Here is a 12,303-nt window from a genome sequence, read left to right as displayed (position 1 = left end):
CAAGCCTGCGAATTCAGCCCTCGCCGGCCGGGTCCGGCACGAAGCGATAACCTTCGCCGCGCACGGTGCGAATCCAGTGCGGCTGCGAAGGATCGCAGGGCAATAATTCGCGCAGCCGCGTAATGGCCACATTCACACTGCTTTCGCGGATGCCGCCTTGCATCAGCACCGCCAGGCGATTGCGCGTGAGCGTCACCAGCGGCCGCTGCGCAAACACCGCGAGCAGCGAAAACTGGCTTTCCGTGAGACGTTGCGGCACCCCGTCGCGCAACAACGTGCGCGACGAAAATACCACGCGATAAGGCCCAAAGCTGAGATCCGGCTGCCTCGCGTGCACGTAGGCACTCGCGCACGATGCATCGGAGAGCGCGCCCGCCAGCGTGCGCCGCAACACCGCGCGAATGCGCGCAAGCAGTTCGGAGGGCACGAAAGGCTTGGCCAGATAATCGTCCGCACCCAGTTCGAGTCCGATCACGCGATCGATCGCATCCGCAAGCGTCGACATCACGATCACCGGCGTCGCGTCGCCATGGCCGCGCAACTGCTTGAGCGCCGTGAAGCCGTCGAGATCGGGAAAGCGCCGCTCCATCAGCACGAGGTCGGGCAAGGTCGAGCGGATATCCGCCGCCAATTGCCCGGCCATATGCTGCACCGTCACGCGAAAGCCCGCATCGCCGAGAAAGCCCTCGAGCATTTCGCAGACCGCGCGATCGGAATCGACCACGAGAATGCGCTGCGAGCGCGCCGTGGTTTCGGCGCGCGCTTTCGTGCCCACACGCATGTCTTGCACGCCGATCATCAACGCTGCGCCTGCTTCGTGTCCTGCAGACGCGACGCGTCCCAGCCGCCGCCCAGCGCCTTGATCAGGCTTGCGCTGGCAATCAGCCGGTTCGAGCGCACCTGCAACGCGGTCTCCTCGTTCGAGAGCGCCGTCGCCTGCGCGGTCACCACCGTGGTGTAGGTGACCGTGCCCGCTTCGTATTCGTCGAGCGAAATCTGCACCGACTGGCGCGCGAGTTTCACGGCTTCGTCCTGCGCCACCGCCTGCTCACCCAGCACGCGCAGGTTCGACAATTCGTCTTCGACATCGTGGAATGCGGTCAACACCGTCTGCCGGTAATTGGCGACGCTCTGGTCATAAGTCGCGCGCGCCGAATCGACCGCCGCCGAACGCGAGCCGCCATCGATCAGCGTTTCGCTGCCGCTCGCCGCGAGCGACCACAGCGTATTGGCCGCCGTCAGCAAGGGCGCCGCGCCCGAAAAGCCCGCCACGCCCGAAAGCGAAATGGTCGGATAGTACGCGGCCACGGCCACGCCGATCAGCGCATTTTCCTGCGCCATCGTGCGTTCCGCTTCGGCGATATCCGGGCGACGTTCGAGCAGCGCCGACGGCACCACCATCGGCACATCGGGCACGCTCTGCGCGAGTTCCGCGGGTGCAATCGTCAATGCCGATGGCGGCTTGCCAATCAGCAGCGCAATCGCGTGCTCGTACTGATCGCGCAACTCTTCCGCCGCAATCGCCGAGGCACGCGCGGTCGCCAATGTGGTCTGCGCGGTCACGACGTCCGAGCGTGCCGCCACGCCCGCTTCGTACTGGTTACGCGTGATCTCCAGGCTGCGTTCGTAGGCCTTCACGGTGTCGTTCAGCAAACGCGTGAGCGAGTCCTGGTAACGCATCGAAAAGTAGTCCGAAACAAGCTCTTCCTGGGCGGAAAGTGTCAGGTCCGCAAGCTGCGCGGCGCTCGACTGCGCGCTCGCCTTGTCGCTTTCGATCTGGCGGCGCACCTTGCCCCACAGATCGAGATCCCAGGAGCCGCTGGCTTCGAGCGAACCCGTGGTCGACGTGACGTTGCTGCTGCGCGCACGCGTAACACCGGGCGCGAGCGAAACAGTCGGCGCGAGCGAGGCGCGCGCTTCGCGCACTACCGCCAGCGCCTGGCGATACGCCGCCTCGTAGGCCTTCAGGTTCTGATTGTTGATGGCCACTTGCGGCACGAGCGAATCGAGCACGGGATCGTTGTAGACGCTCCACCAGTCGCCGCGTGCGGCGGCATCGGCCGGCGCAGCGTTTTTCCAGCCTTGCGGCGCTTCCTTGAAAGCGACCGGCGTCACCACATCGGGACGGCGATATTCGGGGCCAACGGTACAGCCCTGCAACGCGAGCAGCGTCGCGCCCAGCGCAATCGCCGTGCAAAGAGTCGTGCTGATACGGATAGGAAGCTTCATGATGAGGTGTCCGTCATCGCGCCGCCGGACGAACCGGGAAACACGCGGCGCCACAGGGCGCGCGCGCGATGGCGCAGGCGATCGAGATAGAGGTAGACGACAGGCGTGGTGTAGAGCGTGAGCAACTGGCTCACGATCAGCCCGCCGATGATGGCGATGCCCAGCGGCCGGCGCAGTTCCGCGCCCATACCCTGATCGAGCACGAGCGGCACCGCGCCGAACAGCGCCGCGCAGGTCGTCATCATGATCGGGCGAAAGCGCATCACGCAGGCCGCGCGAATCGCCTCGGCGGGCGAGAGGTTTTGTGTGCGCTGCGCGTCGAGCGCGAAGTCGACCATCATGATCGCGTTCTTCTTGACGATGCCGATCAGCAGAAACACGCCGATCAATGCAATCACCGAGAATTCCGTGTTGGTCGCCAGCAGCGCGATCACCGCGCCCACGCCTGCGGAAGGCAGCGTCGAGAGAATCGTCAGCGGATGCACATAGCTTTCGTACAGCATGCCGAGCACGGCATACACCGCCAGCAGCGCCGCGCCGATCAACAAGGGCATGGTGGACGCCGCCGCGAGCGCGCTGCCTGCCGTGCCGGCAAACGCGCCGTGCACGGAGTTAGGCATGTTGAGGTCCTTCACGGTCTGCTCGACGGCGGCGGTGGCATCGGCCAGTTGATAGCCATTGGCGAGATTGAACGAAATCGTCGCGGCGACGGCCTGGCCCTGGTGATTCACCGAAACCGGCGTGTGCGCCTCCACCAGCTTCGAGAACGCGGAGAGCGGCACCATCGTGCTGCTCGAGGTGCTCACGGCCTGCCCGGTCGACACGCTGCCGCCGGTGCTGGTCGCAATCGAATTGGTGGCCGCGTTCGTGCTCGCGCTCGACGTCGAACTGCTGGTGCTCGACGATGACGATGAGGACGACGATGAGGACGAACTCGTCACCGTGCCAGACACCGCATTCGTCGACGACGTGCCGCTCGCCGAAGCGCCCGACGTGCTCACATAGATATCGTTGAGCGAGGACGGGTCTTGCAGCCACTTCGGTGCGATTTCCATCACCACGTGATACTGGTTCTGCTCCTTGTAGATGGTCGATACTTCGCGCTCGCCGAACGCGTCGTAGAGCGTGGCGTCGATCGTGTCGGGCGTGAGGCCGAAGCGCATCGCCGTCGCGCGGTCGACCACGACCTTCGCCGAAAGACCGCCGTTCTGCTGGTCGGAGCTGACATCGGCGAGCGCGGGCACGTGTTTGAGCGCTTCCGTCAGGCGCGTGGCCCATTGCTGGACCTGCGCGGTGTCGTCGCCTTGCAGCGTGTACTGGAACTGCGCAAAACTCTGGCGCCCGCCCACCATCAGATCCTGGCGCGGGAACATCATCAGTTGCGCGCCCGGAATCGTCGCGAGCTTCTTGCGCAAACGCGCCATCACGGTAAACGCCGAATCCTTGCGTTCGTCGAGCGGCTTGAGCGTGACGCTGGTAAAGGCCTGATTCGTGCCGTGACCGCCCGTGAAACCCACCACCGTCTGCACGGCGGGATCGGCCTTGACGATGGCGAGCGCCTGCTTCACTTTCACGCTCATCGCCTGGAACGAGATGCTTTGATCGGCCATCATGCCGCCGCCCATCAGCCCGCTATCCTGCTGCGGAAAGAGACTTTTGGGCACCACGGCATAGAGCATGACGTTGAGCGCAATGGTTGCGAGCAGCGTCGCCAGCACGAGCAGCGGATGACGCAGCGCGGCGCCCAGCGTGCGCGCGTAGACGCGCTCCGCTGCGTCGAACCAGCGGCCAAACGTATCGCCCACACGCGTGAAAAAGCGCATGAAGCGATTGCTGCTGCGCGGCTTCGCGGCAGCGGCGTGTTCATCGCGCAGGAACAGCGCGCATAGCGTGGGCGTCGTGGTAAGCGCGAGCAGCATCGAAACGGCGATCGAAATCGACAGCACGATCGCGAATTCGCGGAAGATGCGGCCCACCAGCCCACCCATCAGCAGGATCGGCAGAAACACGGCGATCAGCGAAACGCTCATCGAAATCACCGTGAAGCTCACTTCCTTCGCACCGGCGAGTGCCGCTTCGAAACGCGATGCGCCGCGCTCGCGGTGGCGCGAGATGTTCTCCAGCACAACGATCGCATCGTCCACGACAAAGCCGGTGGCGATGGTCAGCGCCATCAGCGAGAGATTGTCGAGGCTGTAGCCGAACAGCTTCATCGCGCCGAAGGTGCCGAGGATCGAGACCGGTACGGTCACGGCGGGAATCAGCGTTGCGCGCACGTTGCGCAGGAAGGCCAATACCACCAGCACGACCAGCACCACGGCGATCACCAGCGTGCGCTCGGTATGCGAGAGCGAAGCGCGAATCGTGCTGCTGCGGTCGTCGGACAGCGTGACTTCGGTGCCCGGCGGCAACGCGGCCTGCAATTGCGGCAGCACCGCTTTCACGCGATCGACCACATCGACGATATTGCCGCCCGGCTGCTTGAAGATCCACAGCATCACCGCAGGCTTGCCGTTCACATAGCCGACGTTGCGCAGGCTTTCCACCGAGTCGTTGACCTGCGCCACATCGCGTAGAAACACTGGCCGGCTGTTGCGCCACGCGACCACGAGATTGCGGTATTCGTCGGCGCGTTCGGCCTGATCGTTGGCGTAAAGCTGCCAGCGCAGTTTGCCGTCGCTGACCATGCCCTTCGCGCTATCCGCATTCGCGCCCGAAAGCGCCGCGCGCACGTCTTCAAGGCCAATGCCGTATTTGAAAAGCGCGCCCGCGTTCAGCTCGACGCGCACGGCGGGCAGCGAACTGCCGTTCAGATCGACATTGCCGATCCCGTCGATCTGCATGAGCCGCTGTTGCAGCACGGTCGCCGCGCTGTCGTAAAGCTGGCCCGGCGTGAGCGTCTTCGAGGTGAGCGAGACGATCAGGATCGGCGCATCGGCGGGATTGAACTTGCGATAGCTCGGGTTCGCTTTGAGCGCGCTCGGCAGGTCCGCGCGCGCTGCGTTGATGGCGGCCTGCACGTCGCGGGCCGCGCCGTTGATATCGCGGTCGAGGCCGAATTGCAGAATGACGTCGGTGGAGCCGACGCTGCTCTGCGAGGTCATTTCCGTGACGTCGGCAATCTGGCCCAGATGGCGTTCGAGCGGCGCAGCCACGGTGGCCGCCATGGTTTCGGGGCTCGCGCCGGACATCTGCGCCTGCACGCGGATGGTCGGAAAATCCACCGCGGGCAGCGGCGCGACCGGCAGATGGCCGAACGCCAGCGCGCCGGCCACCGCAATCGCGATCGTCATCAGGATCGTCGCGACCGGCCGGCGAATGAAGATCGCGCTCAGGTTCATGATGCGCCTCGCTGCGCGTCATTCAGCGTCCAGCCGCGCGCGCGCAGCCAGGCCGCCATGCGCTCCATCGCCAGATAAACGGCCGGCGTGGTGAACAGCGTGAGCGCCTGACTGAACACCAGACCGCCGATCATCGCGATACCCAGCGGGTGACGCAGTTCCGAACCGCTGCCGGTGCCCAGCGCGAGCGGCACGGCGGCGATCAGCGCGGCCATCGTCGTCATCAGAATCGGGCGCAGGCGCAGCAGGCAGGCCTGATGAATCGCTTCGCGCGGCGTGAGGCCTTCGTCGCGTTCGGCGGCAAGGGCGAAGTCGATCATCATGATCGCGTTCTTCTTGACGATACCGATCAGCAACACAATGCCGATCACGCCGATGATGTCGAGATCCGCGCCCGTCATTGCCATTGCCAGCAGCGCGCCAATGCCCGCCGAAGGCAGCGTGGAGAGAATCGTGAGCGGATGCACGAAGCTCTCATAGAGCACGCCCAGCACCACGTACATCACAAGCACAGCCGCCAGCACCAGATAGAGTTCGCTCGACAGCGACGACTGGAACGCTTCCGTCGCGCCCTGAAAGCGCGTTTCGAAACTGTCCGGCAAGGCCACGGCGGCTTGCGCGCGCTTGACGGCCTTGACGGCCGCGCCCAGCGAAGCACCCTTGGCGAGATTGAACGAGATCGTCGTGGCCGGGAACTGGCCCAGATGCGAAATCTGGATCGGCTTCTTGCTGGTGACGATCTGCGCGACCGCCGAAAGCGGCACCTGGCCGTCCGTCGCCGTGGACGAAGGCAGATAGATCGAATCGAACGCGCCGAGCCCGCGCGCGAGCTTCGGATCGATTTCCATGATCACGCGCTTCTGGTCCGACTGCGTGAAGATGGTGCTGACGATACGTTGTCCGAAGTTGTCGTAGAGCGCATTGTCGATGGTCGCGAGCGTAATGCCGAAACGCGCCGCCGTCGCTCGATCGACCTGCACGGTGGCCGCAAGGCCCGCGTCCTGGAGATCGCTCGTGACATCGGTGAGTTCGGGTTGCTTGCGCAGTTCCGCCAGCAGTTTCGGGGTCCACGTGCTCAACGTGTCCATCGACGGGTTGTCGAGCATGAACTGATACTGCGTCGCGCTGACCTGCGTATCCACGCTCAGGTCCTGCACCGGCTGCATATGCAAGGTGATGCCGGTCACATCGGCGGTTTCGGTTTGCAGGCGGCGCATGATCTCGCTGGCCGAGGCGCTGCGTTCGTCCTTCGGCTTCAGGTTGATCTGCATGCGGCCCATATTGAGCGTCATGTTGCTGCCGTCCACGCCCACCGACGACGAAAGGCTCACCACGTCCGGGTCCTTGAGCACCACATCGGCGAGTTGCGTTTGCAGCGCACTCATGCGCTCGAACGAGATCGATTGCGAGGCTTCGGTGATGCCCTGAATCACGCCCGTATCCTGGGTCGGGAAAAAGCCCTTGGGGATCAGCACATACAGCGCGGCGGTCAGTGCAAACGTGCCCACTGCAACCGCGAGCGTGGCCTTTTCGTGGTCGAGCGCGAACGTGAGCAAACGCTCATATTGCCGCATGACCGGGGCGAACCAGTCGCGGCCTTTGTGTTCACGCTGCTTCGCGTGCATGCCGGGGCGCAGCAGACGCGCGCACAGCATCGGCACCAGCGTGAGCGAAACGACCGCCGAAATCACGATCGCCACGGCCAGCGTCACCGCGAACTCGTAGAACAGACGCCCGATCACATCGCCCATGAACAGCAGCGGAATCAGCACCGCGAGCAGCGAAACGGTCAGCGAAATAATCGTGAAGCCAATCTCGCGCGAGCCTTTGAGCGCGGCGTCCAGCGGCGTCATGCCCGCTTCCACGTGACGGCTGATGTTCTCGATCACGACGATGGCGTCGTCCACCACGAAGCCGGTCGCGATGGTCAGCGCCATCAGCGAAAGATTGTCGAGGCTGAAACCCCACAGATACATCGCCGCAAACGTGCCCACCAGCGAGAGCGGCACGGACAGGCTCGGAATCAGCGTGGCCGGCACATTGCGCAGGAACACGAAGATCACCATCACCACCAGCGCAACAGCCAGCGCCAGTTCGAACTGTACGTCCTTGACCGAAGCGCGAATCGTGGTCGTGCGGTCCGTCAGCAGCGAAACGTGTACGGACGAAGGCAGATCGCGCGTGAGCGCGGGCAGCATCGCCTTGATCGAATCGGCCACCTTGATGACGTTCGCGCCGGGCTGGCGCTGCACGTTCAGCAGGATCGCGGGCGTGTCGTTGCTCCACGCCGCCAGTTGCGTGTTCTCCGCGCCCGCCACCACTTCGGCGACATCGCGCAGACGCACGGGACGGCCGCTGCGATACGCAATCACGGTATCCAGATACTGCTCGGGATCTTCGATCTGGTCGTTCGAGTCGATCGTCCACGCGCGATGCGGGCCGTCTAGCGAACCCTTGGGCGCGTTGGTGTTGACGTTGGTGAGCGTGGTGCGCAGATCGTCCACGTTCAGGCCGTACGCAGCCAGCGCGCGAATGTTCGGACGCACGCGCACAGCCGGCTTGTGGCCGCCCGACAGCGTGACGAGACCCACGCCCGACATCTGCGAAATCTTCTGCGCGATGCGCGTGTTGGTGAGCGCCTGCACATCGGTCAACGGCATCGTCGGCGAGGTGACGGCGAGCGTGAGGATGGGGGCGTCGGCGGGATTGACCTTGGCGTAGACGGGCGGCGCGGGCAGATCGCTCGGCAGCAGGCTGTCGGCGGCGTTGATGGCGGCCTGCACTTCCTGCTCGGCCACGTCCATCGACACGGCCAGATCGAATTGCAGCGTGATGACCGATGCGCCCGCCGACGAATGCGAAGCCATCTGCTTGAGGCCCGCCATTTCGCCGAGTTGCTGTTCGAGCGGCGCGGTGACGGCGGACGTCATCACGTCCGGGCTCGCGCCCGGGTAGAAGGTCTGCACCTGGATCGTCGTGTACTCGACCGAGGGCAGCGCGGAAAGCGGCAGGAAGCGCCACGCCACCATGCCGACGACGAGCAGCGCCGCCATCAGCAAGGTAGTCGCGACGGGCCGCAGAATAAAGAGGCGCGACGGATTCATGACTGCGGGCGGGCCTTGGCTTCGGCGGCGGTCTTCGTGGCGTTCTTATCGGCGTTTTTATCCGCATTTTTAGCGGCGCCCTGCTGCGGCTCGCGGATCTTCGCGCCGTCGCTCAGATGGTCGGCGCCGTCGATCACGATGCGATCGCCCGCTGCGAGACCGGCGAGCACAGCCGTTTTGCCATCGGCAGCAGCGCCCGTGCGGATCTTGCGCAGCGACACCGTCTGGTTGTCGTTGACGCGATAGACGAAGGTGCCGGGCGTGCCCGTCTGCACGGCTTCGGACGGAATCGTCACCGCATCGTGCAGCGTGTCGAGCAGCAGCGAGATATTCACGAACTGGTTAGGGAACAGCGCGCCGTCGGCGTTCTTGAAGAGCGCGCGCAGCTTCACGGTGCCGGTCGTGGTGTCGATCTGGTTATCGACGGTATCGAGCACGCCGTCCGCGAGCTTTTCGTCGCCCGCGCGGTCGTAGGCCACGACCTGCAGACGCGCGCCGCTCGCCAGACGCTTGTTCAGGCGGCGCAGATCGTCCTCGGGCAGCGTGAACACGACCGAGATCGGATCGGTTTCGGTCACGACGACCACGCCGTCCGTGTCCGATGCCGTCACGTAATTGCCCACGTCGACCTGACGCAGACCCACGCGCCCGTCCACCGGCGAGACGATGCGGCAGTACGTGAGATTGAGCTTTTCCGCATCCACCTGGGCCTGATCCGTGAGCACCGTGCCTTCGTATTCGCGCACGGTGGCTTCGGCGGTGTCGAGCGTCTGCTGCGAGACCGAATCGGTTTTGGCGAGGCGCTGGTAGCGCGCGAGGTCGAGGCGCGCGTTATCGAGCAGCGCCTTGTCCTTCACAACCTGTCCCTGATACTGCTTGAGCAGCACTTCGTACTGGCGCGGATCGACCTGCGCGAGCAGATCGCCCTTCTTCACCTGCTGGCCTTCGCGGAAATCGATCGCCTGCAGATAGCCGCTGATCTGCGACTTGACGGTAACGGTCGCCAGCGACGTTACGGTGCCGAGCGAACTCAGACGCACCGGCACATCGCCGGTTGCCGCCGCCGCCACGCCCACCGATTGCGCCTGGCCGCCCATCATGCCGCCGGGTCCACCGGGGCCGCCAGGACCGCCCGGAAATCCCGGCGGGCCGCCAGCGGGTGCGCCATGCGGGCGCAGCGCGAACAATGCGCCCGCGCTGACCGCGAGCACCAGCAGCGCCCACGGCCAGACGCGGCGGCGCCGTGCCTGGCTGCTTTCGTGCGGCTCGCGCACACCGGTTTCATCAGGAGTTTTGGGAGGCTCTACTCGCTTGTCCATGCCGTTCGCGATACGTGAATGAAGCCGCGAACGATACGGCATGACGCGCTTATCTTGTTGATTTTTAATGGAATCAACACAATGTATCCAGATTGACACACGATATGCAGCCCCAGCGCCGACGAATTATCGGACAATGTAAGGGACTTTTCTGTGCGCTTTCTGCGCCGTCCTTCTCTTGAACAACGCCCCCATTCTCATCGTCGAAGACGACCCGGACATCAGTGCTCCCCTCGCCCAGTTTCTGAGCGGCAAAGGCTATCGCACGCGCATCGCCGGCAGCGCCGAGCAGGCGCTGGCGCTGCTCGCGCAGGAAAGCGTGGAACTGGTGTTGCTCGACGTGATGCTGCCGGGCATGGACGGGCTCGAACTGTGCCGCCGCCTGCGCGCCTCGGGCGGGCCGCGCATCATCATGCTGACCGCGCTGGTCGAGACCACCGACAAAGTAATCGGCCTCGAACTGGGCGCCGACGATTACGTCTCCAAGCCCTTCGATCTGCGCGAGTTGCTGGCGCGTATGCGCTCCGCGCTGCGCCGTCCGCCCAGCGGCGCGGAACCCGGCGCCGCGTCATCCGCACAATCGGGCAGCGAAGCCGCGCGCGACCCGGGCGCCGAACTGATCATCGCGTTTTCGGGCTATACGTTCTATCCGTACCGGCGTTTCGTGCGCTCGCCCGCGGGCCTGCGCATCCCGCTCACCGGCGCGGAAACCGATCTGCTGCTGGTGTTCTGCCGCCAGCCGCGCCAGGTGCTGTCGCGCGAAGAACTGATCGCGCTCACCCGCGGCAAGAACTTTCCGATCGCCTCGCGCTCGATCGACCTGCTGGTGAGCCGGCTGCGCCGCAAGCTCAGCGGCGACGATCCGCTCGAAGAAACCATCCGCACGGTGCGGGCGGACGGCTATGCCTTCCAGCCCGACGTCGTATTCGAGTGATGCACGCCTGATGCGCCGCTTCCTCTCCAACTTCTTCTCCACCACGCTCGGGCAGATTCTCGCCATCATCGCGTGTTCGTCGACCATCACGTTCGGCCTGTTCATCCTGCTGCTGTTCTATCCGGGCGGACCGCCCACGCCGCCGTGGCCCTGGGTGCCGACCTATCGCATCGCCAGCGCCGCGCGCGTGCTGGCGAACACGCCCGCCGCCGCGCGCGCGCAAACGGCACTCGCGCTGCAAACGCCGCAACTCACGCTGGGCATGACGCGCACGCCCTCGCGCTGCACCGTCAACACGCTCGATAACGGCGAACTGCGCCGCACGCTGCGCAACGAGTTGAGCGATATCGGCGCGACGGTGAGCGTGCATTCCTGCGATCCGCTCAATCCGAACGGCACGATCCAGGTGGTCGTACACCTGCGCGACGACGATGCAACCGTGCTCGAAGCGCGCACGCAGCGCATCGGCCCCGAGCCGCCGCGTCTCACGTTTCCCTTTGTCGGCGCCTTGCTGTTCATGTTCGTGGGCATTGCGGCGATGTCCGCCTGGGCGGTGTCGCGCGTGGTCCGGCCGCTGCGCCGTCTCGCCGATAAAGCCGATGCCTTTGGCCGCGAAATTGCGCTTGCGCCGATCGAAGAGGAAGGACCGCTCGAAATCCGCCGCGCCGCGCACGCGTTCAATATGATGCAGGAGCGCATCACGCATTCGCTGCACAACCGCACGCGCATGCTGGCGGCGGTCAGCCACGATCTGCGCACGCCGCTGACGCGCATGCGCCTGCAACTGGACACCAACGAAAGCGAAACGGTACGCGACAAACTGCGCAAGGACATCGACCTGATGCAGACGATGGTGTCGTCGGCGCTATCGTTTTTAAGCTCGGGAAATAGCGACGAAAACAAGGAATGGCTCGATCTGAGCGCGCTGATCGCGACCGTCTGCGACGAATACGAAGAAGCGGGCGCGGCGATCCGCTATGAAGGACCGCACCAGATCCGTTGCTTCTGCCGCCCCGATGGCATGCAGCGCGTGTTGGCGAATCTGATCGACAATGCGCTGCGTTTTGGCGAAACCGTGGTGGTGGTGGCGTCGGTGCGCGGCGAGACGATTCTGATCGACGTCAGCGACGACGGACCTGGTATCCCCGAAACGCGGCTGCGCGATGTGCTGGAACCGTTCGTGCGACTCGATCCTTCGCGACGCGGCCAGCCGGGCAGCGTGGGGCTCGGGCTCGCGATCGTGCGCGATATCGTGCGCGCGCACGGCGGCGAGTTGACGCTGATTAATCGTCGCCCGAGTGGGCTGACCGCGCGGATCGTGTTGAGTCAATCGACGCGGGCAAGAGTGGTTGAGGGTGAGGTGCAGGGATAGAAGC

The 12,303-nt window shown here is 64.8% G+C and carries 7 protein-coding genes; 2 read left to right on the top strand and 5 right to left on the bottom strand.

The genetic code is table 11. The features are described from left to right. Positions 1–13: 13 nt before the first annotated feature. From U5A67_RS16855 to U5A67_RS16835, 5 genes are read right to left on the bottom strand one after another with little or no spacing between them, the layout of a single operon-like run. Complete coding sequence (locus tag U5A67_RS16855; protein WP_205985927.1) at positions 14–799, bottom strand: response regulator; 786 nt, start codon at positions 797–799, stop codon at positions 14–16. Continuing rightward, positions 799–2,229 (bottom strand): efflux transporter outer membrane subunit, encoded by a 1,431-nt coding sequence (locus U5A67_RS16850; RefSeq protein ID WP_321815298.1) that lies wholly within the window; start codon positions 2,227–2,229, stop codon positions 799–801. The genes U5A67_RS16855 and U5A67_RS16850 overlap by 1 nt, the downstream gene beginning before the upstream one ends. Then, positions 2,226–5,570, bottom strand: coding sequence for an efflux RND transporter permease subunit (locus U5A67_RS16845; protein WP_321815299.1), 3,345 nt, complete (start codon positions 5,568–5,570; stop codon positions 2,226–2,228). The genes U5A67_RS16850 and U5A67_RS16845 overlap by 4 nt, the downstream gene beginning before the upstream one ends. Then, a complete protein-coding gene (locus tag U5A67_RS16840; RefSeq protein ID WP_321815300.1) occupies positions 5,567–8,674 on the bottom strand; it encodes a multidrug efflux RND transporter permease subunit in 3,108 nt (1,035 codons plus the stop codon). The genes U5A67_RS16845 and U5A67_RS16840 overlap by 4 nt, the downstream gene beginning before the upstream one ends. After that, entirely contained in the window at positions 8,671–9,993 is a 1,323-nt protein-coding gene (locus U5A67_RS16835) for an MdtA/MuxA family multidrug efflux RND transporter periplasmic adaptor subunit (RefSeq protein WP_321815301.1), read from the bottom strand. Before U5A67_RS16835 ends, U5A67_RS16840 begins: the two co-directional genes overlap by 4 nt. Before the next feature lie 178 nt (positions 9,994–10,171). Between U5A67_RS16835 and U5A67_RS16830 the strand changes: the two genes are divergently transcribed. Both U5A67_RS16830 and U5A67_RS16825 read left to right on the top strand, forming a co-directional pair. Beyond that, a complete protein-coding gene (locus U5A67_RS16830; protein ID WP_241024224.1) occupies positions 10,172–10,927 on the top strand; it encodes a response regulator transcription factor in 756 nt (251 codons plus the stop codon). Next, entirely contained in the window at positions 10,896–12,299 is a 1,404-nt protein-coding gene (locus U5A67_RS16825; RefSeq protein ID WP_241024242.1) for an ATP-binding protein, read from the top strand. The genes U5A67_RS16830 and U5A67_RS16825 overlap by 32 nt, the downstream gene beginning before the upstream one ends. Positions 12,300–12,303: the final 4 nt, after the last annotated feature.

The organism is Paraburkholderia sp. J69-1 (assembly GCF_905220255.1).
Lineage (GTDB): Bacteria > Pseudomonadota > Gammaproteobacteria > Burkholderiales > Burkholderiaceae > Paraburkholderia.
Note: the sequence above shows the minus strand (reverse complement) of the source record. Positions and strands in the feature narration are given on the sequence as shown.